General features: G+C 65.5%; 12 protein-coding genes. 6 read left to right on the top strand and 6 right to left on the bottom strand.

What is annotated here, in order from left to right; genetic code table 11:
* Window positions 1-74 precede the first annotated feature (74 nt).
* Window positions 75-695, top strand: coding sequence for a 2-hydroxychromene-2-carboxylate isomerase (locus tag M3I53_RS07670; protein WP_254315337.1), 621 nt, complete (start codon window positions 75-77; stop codon window positions 693-695).
* A 393-nt stretch (window positions 696-1,088) separates the two neighbouring features.
* Here the strand turns inward: M3I53_RS07670 and M3I53_RS07665 are convergent, their stop codons facing one another.
* Complete coding sequence (locus tag M3I53_RS07665) at window positions 1,089-3,617, bottom strand: penicillin-binding protein 1A (RefSeq protein ID WP_254315336.1); 2,529 nt, start codon at window positions 3,615-3,617, stop codon at window positions 1,089-1,091.
* A gap of 601 nt (window positions 3,618-4,218) precedes the next feature.
* Between M3I53_RS07665 and M3I53_RS07660 the strand changes: the two genes are divergently transcribed.
* The 4 genes from M3I53_RS07660 (at window position 4,219) to M3I53_RS07645 (ending at window position 8,851) form a co-directional block, all read left to right on the top strand.
* A complete protein-coding gene (locus tag M3I53_RS07660; protein WP_254315335.1) occupies window positions 4,219-4,872 on the top strand; it encodes a hypothetical protein in 654 nt (217 codons plus the stop codon).
* Between the two features lie 404 nt (window positions 4,873-5,276).
* Entirely contained in the window at window positions 5,277-5,957 is a 681-nt protein-coding gene (locus M3I53_RS07655; protein WP_069265671.1) for a PspA/IM30 family protein, read from the top strand.
* 127 nt (window positions 5,958-6,084) lie between these two features.
* The gene (locus M3I53_RS07650; RefSeq protein WP_254315334.1) at window positions 6,085-7,251 is read left to right on the top strand and encodes a tetratricopeptide repeat protein; all 1,167 of its coding nucleotides are present in this window, start codon (window positions 6,085-6,087) and stop codon (window positions 7,249-7,251) included.
* 109 nt (window positions 7,252-7,360) lie between these two features.
* Window positions 7,361-8,851, top strand: coding sequence for an NAD(P)/FAD-dependent oxidoreductase (locus M3I53_RS07645; RefSeq protein ID WP_254315333.1), 1,491 nt, complete (start codon window positions 7,361-7,363; stop codon window positions 8,849-8,851).
* Here the strand turns inward: M3I53_RS07645 and M3I53_RS07640 are convergent.
* Together M3I53_RS07640 and M3I53_RS38155 are read right to left on the bottom strand one after the other, a co-directional pair.
* Complete coding sequence (locus M3I53_RS07640) at window positions 8,848-9,618, bottom strand: class I SAM-dependent methyltransferase (protein ID WP_254315332.1); 771 nt, start codon at window positions 9,616-9,618, stop codon at window positions 8,848-8,850. The two genes, M3I53_RS07645 and M3I53_RS07640, sit on opposite strands and share 4 nt — an antisense overlap.
* Before the next feature lie 18 nt (window positions 9,619-9,636).
* Complete coding sequence (locus M3I53_RS38155; protein WP_256094777.1) at window positions 9,637-9,768, bottom strand: hypothetical protein; 132 nt, start codon at window positions 9,766-9,768, stop codon at window positions 9,637-9,639.
* A gap of 219 nt (window positions 9,769-9,987) precedes the next feature.
* Here M3I53_RS38155 and M3I53_RS07635 point away from each other — a divergent pair, with 219 nt between their 5' ends.
* The gene (locus tag M3I53_RS07635; RefSeq protein ID WP_254315331.1) at window positions 9,988-11,406 is read left to right on the top strand and encodes a methyl-accepting chemotaxis protein; all 1,419 of its coding nucleotides are present in this window, start codon (window positions 9,988-9,990) and stop codon (window positions 11,404-11,406) included.
* 84 nt (window positions 11,407-11,490) lie between these two features.
* Here the strand turns inward: M3I53_RS07635 and M3I53_RS07630 are convergent, their stop codons facing one another.
* The 3 genes from M3I53_RS07630 to M3I53_RS07620 are packed head-to-tail and all read right to left on the bottom strand — an operon-like array spanning window position 11,491 to window position 14,398.
* Complete coding sequence (locus M3I53_RS07630; protein WP_069265666.1) at window positions 11,491-12,309, bottom strand: ABC transporter permease subunit; 819 nt, start codon at window positions 12,307-12,309, stop codon at window positions 11,491-11,493.
* Window positions 12,306-13,241 (bottom strand): ABC transporter permease subunit, encoded by a 936-nt coding sequence (locus M3I53_RS07625; protein WP_254315330.1) that lies wholly within the window; start codon window positions 13,239-13,241, stop codon window positions 12,306-12,308. Before M3I53_RS07625 ends, M3I53_RS07630 begins: the two co-directional genes overlap by 4 nt.
* Entirely contained in the window at window positions 13,238-14,398 is a 1,161-nt protein-coding gene (locus M3I53_RS07620; protein WP_302057591.1) for a polyamine ABC transporter ATP-binding protein, read from the bottom strand. Before M3I53_RS07620 ends, M3I53_RS07625 begins: the two co-directional genes overlap by 4 nt.
* Window positions 14,399-14,431: the final 33 nt, after the last annotated feature.

Raw genomic sequence — 14,431 nt, 5'->3', positions numbered from 1 at the left:
TGTCCGGGCGCCTCGGAGTACCATGATCGCAAGCGCCGCGCACGCCGGCGCAACCGCTTCACGGAGACGACAGCATGCCCCGTCCGTCGCTCGACTTCTGGTTCGACCTCGCCAGCAACTACAGCTATCTCAGCGTGATGCGTATCGCCGCGCTCGCCGAACGAAATGGCGTGGATGTTTGCTGGCGGCCCTTCCTCCTCGGCCCCATTCTCGACGCCCTCGGCTGGGAGGGTCCGCCCTTCGTCGTGCAGAAGGAAAAAGGCGCCTATGTGTGGCAGGACATGCGCCGGCAGTGCCGCAAATACGCGCTGCCGTGGCAACAGCCCAGCGAGTTTCCCCGCCGCACCGTGCTCGCGACGCGCCTCGCCGTGCTCGCCGCCGACGAGCCGTGGCTACCCGACTGGTGCCGCGCCGTCATGACGCGCAACTATGGCGACGACCGCGAAGTCGATTCGCCCGAAGCGGTTGCCCACCTGCTCACCGGGCTGGGATTGCCGGCACAGCGGCTCATCGAGGAAGCCGGCAGTGAAACGAACCGGCTGCACCTGCGCGAGCGGACGCAGGCGGCTCGCGATCTCGGCATCTTCGGCGCACCGACGTTTTTCGTCGGCGCGGAAATGTTCTGGGGTAACGACCGGCTCGAAGACGCCATGGAAACGGCGCTCCGCGCGCCGCGGAACCGGGACACTGCGTAGTCCTGCTCTGTGCGCTTCGCTACCGTGGAGCTGTTCGTATTCCTGCCTATCCAGGCCGTCATGTATTCGCGCGGTTCGCACAGCCAAACCTTCGGACTGCGTTCTGACGATGTATTTCGAGGTGCGATGCCTCATACCGCCTGTCTGCGAACAAAGCCTTTGGCGTCAGCCAGTTAGCCTCGATATCCCAGGGTTATAAACAGGGGCTTCAACAAAAACTGTGGAAAAGTCGGCGCGAGAGTTACCCACAGATTTCGTTGACAGCCCAGTGGAAAAGCCCTGGAAAGCTCAACCAACTCCTTGGCTAACAAGGAAATTCCGCTCACCAAACAAAAACACGGCGCGCCGTTGCCGACGCGCCGTGTTTATCCTGCAGAACTCATCAAACCAGCATCAAGGCTTGTTCGATTCGAACAGATCCATGATCTGCTTCTTCTCCGTCGTCGTCACGTTCGGCGGCGTCATGCCGCCCGGACCCATGCTGCCGGTCGCGCCGCTCGCATCGCTCGCCGCACCCGCCGGGTTCGCCGAGTCCAGACCGATGCTCGCCACGAAGCCGTTGCCCGGCGTCATGTCCGAGAAGTACAGCTCGTCGTTGATCGTCGTGAGGCCCTCGGGCATCGCCGGCTCTTCCTGCGGCACGCCGCGCAGCGCACGCTGCATGTACTCCACCCAGATCGGCAAGGCAAGCTGCGCGCCGAATTCGCGGCTGCCGAGACTTTTCGGCTGGTCATAGCCCATCCACGCCACGGCGACCAGTGTGCGCTGATAACCCGCGAACCAGCCGTCCTTGGCGTCGTTGGTCGTACCGGTCTTGCCCTGCAGGTCGTTGCGATGGAGCACGTTGGTGCCGGCGCCCGTGCCCGCCGTCGCCACCGAGTGCAGCAGGCTGTTCATCACGAATGCGTTGCGCGGCGAAAGCGTTTGCGGCGCATTCTGGCCCGCCACCAACGGCTGCGCGCGCAGGATCGGCTGGCCGCGCGCGTCGTCCACTTCGGCGATCAGATACGGGTTGATGCGATAGCCGCCGTTCGCGAACACGCTATACGCGCCCGCCGACTGCAGCGGCGTGACGAGGCCCGCGCCGAGCGCCATCGGCAGGTACGGCGGGGTCTTGTCCGCGTCGAAGCCGAAGCGCTGCGTCACGTAGTCCTGCGCGTACTTCGTGCCGATGTACGAGAGGATGCGGATCGACACGAGGTTCTTCGACTTCTGCAGCGCGAGGCGCATCGGCATCGGCCCTTCGGGCTGGTCGTCGTCCTTCGGCTCCCACGCATCGCCGCCCGGCGTGCTGGGGGGGAAGTACAGCGGCGCGTCGTTGATGATCGTCGCCGGTCCAAGGCCCTTTTCGAGCGAAGCCGAGTAGATGAACGGCTTGAAGCTCGAGCCCGGCTGACGCCACGCCTGCGTGATGTGATTGAACTTGTTCTTGTTGAAGTCGAAGCCGCCGATCAGCGCACGGATCGCGCCGTCCTGCGGCGTGAGCGAGACGAGCGCGCCTTCGACCTGCGGCAGCTGCGTGATCTGCCAGTTGCCCTTTGCGTCCTCCATCAGGCGCACGATCGAGCCGGGGCGGATGCGCAGCGCCTGCGAGGCGCGCGGCGAAAGCGCGGCCGCGACGAAGCGCAGGCCCTCGCCCGTCACCGTCACCGAGGTGCCGTCGAGCTGTTGAGCCGTCACCGACTTCGGGCCCGCGTCGGTCACGACCGCCGAGACGAGGTCGCCGTTGTCCGGGTGATCGGTGAGCGCATCTTCGATGGCCTGCTCGCGGTCGTCGCCGTCGGCGGGCAGTTGCACGAAGCCTTCCGGTCCGCGATAGCCATGGCGGCGCTCGTAGTCCATCACGCCCTTGCGCACGGCCGCGTACGCGGCGTCCTGGTCGGCCGAATCGATCGTCGTCGTGACTGTGAGGCCGCGCGTATAGGTCTCGTCCTTGTACTGCGCGTACATCATCTGGCGCACCATTTCCGCGACGTATTCGGCGTGCACGTTGTACTCGGTGCCGGCAGTCTTCGTCTGCAGCGGCTCCTTGATCGCTTCGTCGTACTGCGCCTGCGTGATGTAGCCGAGATCGAGCATGCGCTTGAGGATGTACTCCTGGCGAATCTTCGCGCGGTGCGGATTGACGATCGGGTTATACGCCGAAGGCGCCTTCGGCAGGCCCGCGAGCATCGCCGCCTGGGCGAGCGTGATGTCCTTCAGGTCCTTGCCGAAGTACACGCGCGCCGCCGCCGAAAAACCGTAGGCGCGCTGACCCAGATAAATCTGGTTCATGTACAGCTCGAGAATCTGGTCCTTCGTCAGGGCGCGCTCGATCTTGTAGGCGAGCAGCATCTCGTAGACCTTACGCGTGTAGGTCTTCTCGCTCGACAGGAAGAAGTTGCGCGCCACCTGCATCGTGATCGTGCTCGCACCCTGCGAGGCGCCGCCGTGCATCAGGTCGGCCACGCCCGCGCGCAGGATGCCGATGAAGTCCACGCCGCCGTGCTCGTAGAACCGGTAGTCCTCGATGGCGAGCACCGCCTTCTTTTGGATGTCAGGAATATCCTGGAAGCGCACGAGCTGACGACGCTCTTCGCCGAACTCGCCGATCAGCACGTGATCGGCGGTATAGATGCGCAGCGGCACCTTGGGCTGATAGTTGGTGAGCGCGTCGAGCGATGGCAGTTGCGGCTCCATTACGACGAGCGCGTAGCCCAAGAGCAGCGCACCGACTACGCAGAGCGTGCCGATCAGCCCGACGAACCAGAGCGCGAGCGTGGTGCCGAGGGAGCGCCGCTTCGGGCTCCCGTCGCGCGGCCCATTGCCGCCCGACCCGCCGCCCGATTCAGGCCGGCGAGGCGGCTGGCGCCCGTTGTTGAAGGAGGGTTCCCGATCTTCGTTCGGGTACTGCGGTGAAGGCGGTCGTTTGATGATAGGCATGACTGGAATGATGGGCGCGTCTCGCGCGCGCCGGCTGCGCGCAACTCGCGCGCATGGATCTCGACCACGGCGTCATGGCGCCAATGCGGCATACGACGTCGCCGGCTCAAATACCGGCGACGCGGCGCGACCGGCAACGCCCCCGTCCGGCCGCGCGGCGCGCACTACGGCACGCCACATGCGAATACACGCCCGTTCAGGCGCCATTCGCGAAATGTAACAGCGCATTCTAAAGAAATCGCGAACGCCGGGTCGCGCTTTTTTTGTAAGAGTTTCCTGGGGAACGCTTCCTTGCCGATTTTTGCGCAGTCCAGGCGCTGGCTTGCGCCGATCCCGGGCTTCCCGCGCGAAAAATTTCGCCGCGATCGTTCTATCACGCGACAAATGAGTCTTCGGCCGGGTGCTTACGGCAGATTCTTGCAGGCAGGGTTGTTCCTGGTCGCGCACCTTCCAATTGCGCATCGGCGCACTCGCTTTATGATGAAAGATCTGGTCCACGCCCCTGTCCGCGCCCAGGCGAGCACGCATCCATTCTTACAAAAGCTGTTGCGCAGGCAGGCAAACCGACGTCATACGAAGCCGACCCAACGGCCCGTCGATCATGAACAAGCCCAGCGAACGCATCGTCGTCTTCGTTACGCCCGCGCAAAAGCGCGCGATCTCCGCCACCGCCGACGAACTCGGCATCAGCATCAGCGAACTCATGCGCCGAGCCGTGATCGCGTTCAGCGCCACGAGCGATCAGGTGAAGGCCGCGAGCATCGTCGACCGGCTGAACGCACCGCGTCAGCCCGACGCCCTCGCCCAGGTGCTGCAAAAGGCGGCGAGGCCGCTGCGCCCAGGCCGTGGGGGCGCGAGCCGGCCGCGAGTAGGCGCGGGGGCGGCCGTCGGGACGAGCGACGCGACCGCCGACGCGCAGAAGGCCAGCGAAGCGGCCGCGGCCCGTCATGACGACGCCCCCCGCGAGGCAACGCCCCACGCGCCAAACGCCCCCCTGCCCGCCGCGCACACCGACGAGGCGGACGTGAGCCATGCCGCGCGCGAAATCGCCCAGGCTGTCGCCCGGCTGAGCGCCGAAGCGGCCGCCGCAGCGGAAAGCGCCGCACTCGACACGGCCGCGGCGCAGTCGGTGGAGGTCGAACCGCTGCAGCCGCTGAGCTCGGCGCCCTTCGCCCGCTCGCGGCGTGACGCGAGCGCTCCACGCGACGAAGCCCGCAGCGACGACGCCGCGCCCGAAGGCGGCAAGTACGCCTGACACGGGCCGCATCCGCGCCGCCATACGCACGAGTCACAATCGGCTTAACGCCCGCTTGCACACGCGCCGCGAGCGCTGTACAAGCCCGATTCCTTTAAGTCCCTTTTAAGACGGGCCGTGGTGTAATATCCGCGATCGATGGCGGCGCCCCGCCCGCGGCGGTGCTTCGCGCCGCACGGCGAGGCCGCGTCCGGATGAACATACGCGTGCAAGAAAACACCTTCACGCTATTGCAATCGCCGCACTCGCCCCGATTTGCGCCGTGCATGCGCGCCAGGCGTAAAGCGGCGTAAGCTGGCAGATGGATCTGCCATCTGCCAGCTGCGACCGGCTGGCGCGTGAGGCCAAACCGCATGCACGCACCTCGGCCCACCATGGCCGATCTCATTTCACTGGAGGAATTCATGTCGCTTTTCGACTCCATCTCCCGCACTGTCAAGGGCCTGCTCAACGACGCGGCCGACTCTGTGCAGGATCCGTCGCGCGACGCGCGCCAGATCGTGCGTGAGCTCGACGACAGCATCGGCCGCGCGGAGAACTCGCTCGTCGAGATCCAGGCGCAGGTCGCGACGCAGCAAAGCAAGCGCGACGTGGCCGCCGACAAGGCGAAGAAGTATGAAGACGGCGCGAAGCGCGCGCTGCAATCGGGTGACGAAGCGCTCGCTCGCGAAGCCCTCGGCGCGCAGCAAACCGCCGAAGCCGAGCGCGACGCGCTCGCGGGCGAACTCGCGAAGCTCGAACCGTCGGTCGATCAACTGAAGCAGCAGATCGACGACATGCGCCAGCGCCGCAACGACCTGAACGCGCGCTCGAACATCCTGCAGGCGAAGCAGCAGATCGCCCAGGCGAAGGATGTCGCAGCCACGGCGCTGGGCGGCATCGGCGGGAAGAATCTCGACGGCGACTTCCAGAAGCTGGAAGAGAAAGTCGCGCTCTCGAACGCGCGCTCGGACGCCCGCTTGAATTCGTCCGACCAGTCGAGCGGCAAGGCGCTCGACGACAAGCTCGCGGCGCTCAACAAGGGGCCGTCGGTCGACGAGCGCCTCGAGGCGCTCAAGAAGCAGATGAACACCCCGGCACAGTAAGCGCGCCGGAGTGCTGGATGCGGCGTGGCATGGTCCGTGCGGCCTATGCAGCCGGCAGGCGCCCGATAGCGCCGCATCCCCGAACCGAATGCCATGGAGACGGGCGTCAATCCGCCCGGCCTGCAACATGAAAAAGTTTCTCGCCGCTGCCAGCATCGCCGTCGCGTCGCTCGCCTTCACGGGCGGCGTTGCGTTCGCCGTGCCTAGCGTGCAGCAGATCGAATCCGCGATGTCGCAGGGCGACTGGCAACGCGCCGACTCCGGCCTGAACGAAGTCCTGCAGGCGCATCCGGACAACGCGCGCGCGCACTACCTTTACGCGCAGGTACTCGACCGCGAAGGCCGTTACAGCGACGCGCTTACCCAGATCGAGCAGGCGAAGTCGCTCGATCCGCAAATCCGCTTCACCCAGCCGCAACGTTTCGGGCAGGTCGAAGCGAAGATTCGCTCCGACGCCTCGCGCGCCGGCAGTGTCAACACGAACAGCACGGGCAACCCCTTCACCCAGCAGCAGCTGGCAGCGCCCGCGCCACAGAAGCGAGGTCCTGGTATGGGTATGTGGATTGGTATCGCCATCTTGCTGGTCGGCATGGTGCTCGTCCTGCGCTGGACGCTGCGCCGCGCGAAGTCCACGGAAGACGTGAAGGCCGGCGACGACCGCCGCGACCAGCTAAAGCGCGCCACCGAGCTGCTCAACGGCGTGCGTTCGCTCAAGCTCGACGTGAAGCTCTCGACCGCGCCTGGCCACGAAGCGCTCGAAAAGGAAGTCGAAGGACTCGAAGCGCAGTTGCGCAGCCTCGTCGAAACGCTCTCGAACAGCGCGAGTCCGCGGCCGCCGTATGAGATCGAGGATCTCGAGCGCCAGTTCGCGAGCCTCAAGGCGCGCGCCGAGGGCCGCCCCGATCCGAATGCGCAGCCTGCGGCGCCGGACTATGGCAGCAACTCCAGCTACGCGCGCGAAGCCGACGCCGCTTTCGGACATCAGCCGCAGTATCAGCCTGCGCCGCCGCAGCAACCGCCGCAGGTCATCGTGCAGCAAGGCGGCGGTGGCATGGGCGGCATGGGTGGCCTGCTCACGGGCGTGCTGCTCGGCGAAGCCCTGAACCATGGCCGTGACCGCGTGATCGAGCGCGATGTATATGTCGACGACGAAGGCCGCCGCGTTCAGCGCGACGGCAATAACGGCGGCGGCCTCGACTTCGGCCAGGGCTCGAACGACTGGGACGACGGCTCGGGCGGCGGCGGTGTCGATATGGGCAGCAACGACAGCTCGGACGACTGGAACAACTCCTGAACGCCTGAGGCTTCCCCAGCGCACGCCGCTAAAGCAACGACGGGCTCCTTCATGGAGCCCGTTTCGCATCGGCGCAAAACATACACATCACAAATGACGGCGGACGCTCATGGCCAATAAAGCGCTCGGCAACGGGGTCGCTCTGCGCATCGCCATCATCGGCAGCGGCTTTTCCGGCATCGGCATGGCGATCCGGCTGCGGCGCATGGGCGTGGATTCGTTCACGATCTATGAGGCCGCCGAAGGCCTCGGCGGCACCTGGCGCGACAACGCCTATCCGGGCGCCGCTTGCGATATTCCTTCGCACCTCTACTCGTTTTCGTTCGAGCTGAATCCGGCGTGGACGCGTACCTACGCGCCGCAGCACGAAATTCTCGACTACCTGCGCCATTGTGCACACAAGTACGACGTCGAGCGCTTCATCGAATACCGTTCGCGCGTGCTCGCGGCGCGCTTCCTTGAGGCGCGCGGCGTCTGGCAAGTGGAGGTCGAACGCGACGGCGCGATCACGACGATCGAAGCCGATATCGTGATCGCCGCGAACGGTCCGCTCTCGCGCCCGGCGCTGCCGAATATCGCGGGCATCGAGCGCTTCGAAGGCAAGCTGTTCCATTCCGCGCGCTGGGACAACGACTATGCGCTCGAAGGCAAGCGCATCGCCGTAATCGGCACCGGTGCGAGCGCGATCCAGTTCGTGCCGCATATCCAGCCGCGCGCGGCGCAACTCACGGTTTTTCAGCGCACGCCGCCGTGGATCATGCCGCGGCGCGACCGCGTGATCAGCGAGCGCTGGCGCTGGATTTACCGGCGCCTGCCGTTCGCGCAACGCGTGGCGCGCGCCAGGATTTACTGGCAGCACGAATCGCGCGCGCTCGGCTTCGCGGTGGAGCCGCGCCTGCTCAAGACGCCGACGAAGTTCGCGCTGAGCTACCTCGCGCACAAGGTGAAAGACCCCGAACTGCGCGCGCGCCTCACGCCCGACTATCTGCTGGGCTGCAAGCGCGTGCTGCTGTCGAGCGACTACTACCCTGCCCTCGCGCAGCCCAACGTCGAGCTGGTGACCGACGCGATGCGCGAGGTCGTCGCGGACGGCATCGTCACCATCGACGGTACGCATCGGCCTTACGACGCGATCATCTGCGGCACGGGCTTTCAGGTCAACGATGTGGACGCGCCTTTCCAGGTGACGGGCGTGGGCGGCCAGGACCTCGGCGAGACGTGGCGGCGCCACGGCCCCGAGGCCTACCTCGGCGCGAGCGTCGCGGGCTTCCCGAATCTCTTCTTCGTGATCGGGCCGAACACGGCGCTCGGGCACAACTCGATGATCTACATGATCGAGTCGCATATCGCCTACATCGCGGCCTGCATCCGCGCGCTGCAGCGCTCGGGCGCCCGCACGATGGAGGTCCGCGCCGAGGCGCAGCAAAGCTGGAACGCGCGCGTGCAGGCGCGCTTCGCGCGCACGGTGTGGCAGTCGGGCTGCCGCAGCTACTACCTCACGCAGGCGGGCAAGAACACCGCGCTGTGGCCCGGCTTCACGTTCGTGTTCCGCCGCAAAACGCGCCGCGTGCGCACTGCCGACTACGCGTTCGAGCGCTAGACGCGCTGCGGATGCCCCGCGTACACGCGCGTCTCGTAGGCGAAGTTCACGGTGCCGTCTTTTTGCGTCGCCTCGAACAGCTCGCGCAGCGCCGCGAGCATCGGCGCGTGGCGCTCGTCCCCCGCGCGCGGCGCGTATGACGACGACATCAGCCGTCCGCGCAGGCCATCGAAGTCGAGCAACTGCGCGTTCGGGAATACGGTCTGATGCTCGAAGCCGTCGCCGAACCAGTCGGCCATGGCGGCCGAGTCGGGATAGGTTTCGGCCACGCGCGCGTACTCGGGGCAAAAACGCTGCAGGAGCGCCTCGTAGCCCGCCAGAAACGCCGAGCCTTCGAGCAGGCGGCTGTTCCAGAACAGCACGATCTTGCCCCGCGGCTTGAGGATGCGCGCGAATTCGCGCTGCGCGTCGGTCTTGTGGAACCAGTGGAACGCCTGCGCGGCGCTCACGAGATCCACGCTCGCGTCTTCGAGCGTCGTCGCCTCCGCCGTGCCCGCCACGCTGCGATAGCCTCTATAGCCGCCCAGCAGTTCGTCCGCTGCGGCGCGCATGGCTGCGTTCGGCTCGACAGCCGTGACCGGATGGCCCGCGTCGAGAAAGAGTTTCGTGGAAAGGCCCGTGCCCGCGCCGATGTCGGCCACGGGCGCGCCCGGTGCGATGCCGCACTCCACGTGCACGAAGGTCGCCACTTCGCGCGGGTAGGTCGGCCGGAATTTCACGTAGTCTGCGACCCGGTCGGTGAAACGCCGGGTGGAATCGTCGATCATCGTCTGCCCTTTCGTCGTTCAACCGCCGCCGCCGAGGAGCTTCACTAGCTCCCAGAGGAAGCGCAACACCATCACGATCAGCTCCCAGAGCTGGATCAGCTGCTGCCAGAGCGCGAGCGGCGCGCTCCCGCCGAAAATCGCTTCTATCATCTCGCTCCCGTCGCGACGCCCCTTTCCTCCGCTTTTCCGGCTGTCGGAGCGCCCGAGTTCCCGATCATAGCGCCAGGCGCCACGTCTGCGCTCAAGTCGCCGTATTACGCGCCGTAAACAAGTTCAGATAGCCCGGCGATCGGACCTGCCGACGACCGGGCACGCAGCTTTGGGCAGTTGTCCGCAGCTTTCATGGCGCACCGGGAAAGGAGACACCCGATGACACGTTTGCGTTTGCTGGGCCTGCGCGGTCGCCGCGCGGGAAAATCCGCCGGAGTGGTCGGCGACATCGCCGCACATGCCGGCAGACTCGGTATCGAGATCTGCGACGTGGCGGGCCATGTCGACGAAGTCGCCGCGCGCGTGCAGCGTCAGACCGACGTCTGCCACGCCCTGCGCGAGTCGGCGGCCCACACCCTCGCCGGCAATCACCAGATCGCCACGGCCGCGCGCGCCATGCGCACGCTAAGCACCGGCACCGCCGCCACCGTGCAGCAGTCGCAGCAGACCATCGAGGCGTCGCTTGCCGACATTCACGGTCTCGTGGAGAGCGTCACCGTCATCGAGACGCAGATCCGGGCGCTCAAAAGCGCGCTCGCGCATGTCTCGAAGGTCTCCGAGGAAATCTCCCTGATCGCGCGGCAAACTCAGCTTCTCGCGCTCAACGCGGCCATCGAAGCGGCGCGCGCGGGCGAGTCCGGCAAGAGCTTCGCCGTGGTCGCGGCCGAGGTGAAGAACCTCTCCGCCAAGACCGCGCAGGCCACCGGCCAGATCGAGCAAACCCTCGGGCAACTCACGCAGCAGACCGAGCAGCTCATCGCCGAGGGCACCGCCAACACCGAACGCGCGCACCGCGTGCGCGAGGGCACGCACACGATCGGCGAGGCCGTGCACAGCACCGGTCAGGCGATCATGCAGCTCGACGAGCACGCGGGCCAGATCGCGCAGCTCACGGGCGAGATCGAAACGAAATGCGACGGGCTCGAAAGCCAGGTGGGCGAGATGGTCGCGGGCGTCGAAGATTCGGGACGCAATTTCGTGCAGGCGAAGGATCAGCTCGGCAAGCTGCTCGAAGTCTCGGAAACGCTCATCGAGCTTTCCGCCGCAACCGGTGTGGAAACCGACGACACCCGCTTCATCGAGACAGTGCAGCGCGCCGCCGCCCAGGTGAGCAAGCTGTTCGAAGGCGCGCTGGCGCGTGGCGAGATCGGCGAAGCGGACCTGTTCGACAGCGTCTACACGCCGGTGCCGAATACGGACCCGCAGCAGCATATGACACGCTTTACGGCCTTCACTGACCGCGTCTTGCCCCCCATCCTCGAACCACTGCTCACGTTCGACGAACGCGTCGCCTTCTGCGTCGCGATCGATCCGCGCGGCTACATACCGACCCACAATCGCAAGTTCTCGCATCCGCAGGGCGCCGACCCGGTGTGGAACGCCGCGAACTGCCGCAATCATCGAATATTCAACGACCGCGCGGGCCGCGCGGCCGGTTCGCATACCAAGCCCTTCCTGCTGCAAACCTATCGTCGCGACATGGGCGGCGGCACCTTCGTGATGATGAAGGACGCCTCCGCGCCGATCTTCGTGAACGGGCGGCACTGGGGCGGGTTTCGCATGGGATACCGGCTGTAAGGACTGCGCCGAATAAAGCAAACGGCGCGCGGACATGACTGCCCGCGCGCCGTTCTTTGCAGGCGCTTCGAAGCGCGGCGGCGCTCAGACCGCCATCGCCATCCGCTTGCGCTCCGCGCGCTGCATGAAGTAGTTGCCGGCAATCACGCCCACCGTCACGACCGCAATGAAGAGCGTCGCGAGCGCGTTCATCTCCGGGTTCAGGCCAAGGCGTACGCGCGAGAACACCACGAGCGGCAAGGTGGTCGAGCCCGGGCCCGAGAGGAACGCCGAGAGCACCAGATCGTCGATCGACAGCGTGAACGACAGCAGCCAGCCGGCGGCCAACGCCTGCGAGATGAGCGGCAGCGTGATCTGGAAGAACACCTTGAACGGCGTAGCGCCGAGGTCAAGTGCAGCCTCTTCGAGCGACGGGTTCAGCTCGCGCACGCGCGACTGCACGATAATGGCGACGTACGAAATGCACAGCATGACGTGGCCGATCCAGATCGTGAACACACCGCGCCCCGCGGGCCAGCCGATCAGCTTGCCCATTTCCACGAAGAGCAGCAGCAGCGAAATGCCCTGGATCACTTCGGGAATCACGAGCGGCGCGTTGATCATGCCCGAGAAGAGCGTGAAGCCGCGAAAGCGCCCCATGCGCGCGAGCACGAAGCCCGCCCACGTGCCGATGAACACGGAGGCGAACGCCGTCATCAGCGCGATGCGCAGCGAGAGCCACGCGGCGGTGATCAACTCGTCGTCGGTGATGAGCGCCTGATACCAGCGCGTGGAAAAGCGCGTCCACACCGTCACGAGTTGCGACTCGTTGAACGAGTAGACGACGAGGCTCAGGATCGGAATATAGAGGAACGCGAAGCCGAGGCCGAGCGCGATGAACTGCAGAACGCGATTCGGTTTCATTTGCCGCGGCCCTCCAGTTCCTTCGCCTGATAGTGCTGGAACAGCGCCATCGGCACGAGCAGCAGCAGCACCATCGCGCAGGTCACCGCGGAGGCCATCGGCCAGTCGGCGTTGTCGAAGAACTCGTTCCACATGACGCGGCCGATCATCAGCGTGTTCGCGCCGCCGAGCAGTTCAGGAATTACGTACTCGCCCACCGCCGGAATGAACACGAGCAGGCACCCAGCGATGATGCCGTTCTTCGAGAGCGGCAGCGTGATCTCCACGAACGCGCGCCACGGCTTCGCACCGAGGTCGTAGGCCGCTTCGAGCAGCGTGAGGTCCATCTTCACGAGGTGCGCATAGAGCGGCATCACGAGAAACGGCAGATACGAATACACCATGCCGATGTAGACCGCCGTGTTCGTGTGATACAGCTCGATGGGCGAATGAATGATGCCGATCGACATCAGGAAATTGTTCAGCAGTCCATTGTTCTTCAGGATGCCGATCCAGGCGTACACGCGGATAAGGAACGACGTCCAGAACGGCAGCATCACGGCCATCATGAGGATGTTGCGCGAGGCTGGGTTCGAGCGCGCGATGTAATACGCCATCGGATAGCCGATGATGAGGCATAGCAGCGTGGAAATCGCCGCCACCACGACCGAATTCACGTAGGTCGCGAAGTACAGGCTGTCCTGGAACAGGAACGCGTAGTGCGAGAAGTCGAGCGCGATATGCCAGACGCCATCCGCGAACGATGTCAGCTCCGTGTACGGCGGTATGCCGAGTTGCTGGTCGGCGAAGCTGATCTTCACCACCAGGACGAACGGGACGAGGAAGAACAGCAGGAGCCAGATGAACGGGCCCGCCACGACGGCCGTGCGCCCGGTCAGGTTGAAGCGCTTCGCCGGCCAGTTCAGGATGTTGCGCAAAGTCGTCGCGCTCATGACGTCAGCACCACGCCGGCCGAAGCGCTCCAGCGCACGTAGACTTCGTCTTCCCACGTGGGCGAATCGATCTCGGAGAGCGCGAGGCTCGACATGTTCGCGATCACCGTCTTGCCTGAGTCGAGCTTGACGTGGTAGAGCGAGTAGCCGCCCATGTAGGCGATGTTCTTGACCACGCCCTTGCCCCAGTTGAACACGCCCTCGGGCGGCTTGCGCGTGAGCGCGATACGCTCCGGGCGCACCGAGATCGTCACGGGCATCCCGAGCGGCCCGGTGATGCCGTGGTTCACGTAGAGACGCACCGGCAGCTCGGCGCACTCGATGAACACGTGGTCTGGCTCGTCCTCGACCACATTGCCATCGAACAGATTGGTCGAGCCGATGAACTCCGCCGAGAAGCGGCTGTTCGGGAACTCGTAAACCTGGTTGGGCGTGCCGAGCTGGACGATCTCGCCTTCGCTCATCACCGCGAGGCGCCCCGCCATCGTCATTGCTTCTTCCTGGTCGTGCGTGACCATGATGCAGGTGACGCCGACCTTGTCGAGAATGTTGACGAGTTCGATTTGCGTGCGCTGGCGAATCTGCTTGTCGAGCGCCGACATCGGCTCGTCGAGCAGGAGCAGCTTGGGGCGCTTCACGAGCGAGCGAGCGAGCGCCACGCGCTGCTGCTGGCCGCCCGAGAGCTGATGCGGCTTGCGCCTGGCGAAGCGCGTCATCTGCACGAGTTCGAGCGCATTGGCCACGCGATCCTTGAGCTCGCCCTTTTTCACGCCTTCCTGGCGCAGCCCGAAGCCCACGTTCGACTCCACCGTCATGTGCGGAAAGAGCGCGTACGACTGGAACATCATGTTGACCGGGCGGCGGTACGGCGGCATCGACGCGAGATCCTCGCCGTCGATCAGGATCTTGCCCGACGTCACGGTGTCGAGACCCGCGAGCATGCGCAGCAAGGTGGACTTGCCGCAGCCCGAGCTGCCGAGCAGCGCAAACAGCTCGCCCTTCTTCACCGACAGATTGACGCCCTTGACGGCGGTCGTCTCGCCGAACTTCTTGACGACATCGACGATTTGCACGAAGTTGTCCGCGGCCGAATCTGCCGCGGTGAAGCCCGAAGGCAGCGAACCGGCGGATGCCGGCGCGCTCGACTGGTCACTCATGATTCTCTCTGCCCTGCCTGTTTCTGCGGGAAT

This window comes from Paraburkholderia sp. CNPSo 3272 (assembly GCF_024206495.1).
In the GTDB taxonomy this organism is placed as follows: Bacteria; Pseudomonadota; Gammaproteobacteria; order Burkholderiales; family Burkholderiaceae; genus Paraburkholderia.
Note: the sequence above shows the minus strand (reverse complement) of the source record. Positions and strands in the feature narration are given on the sequence as shown.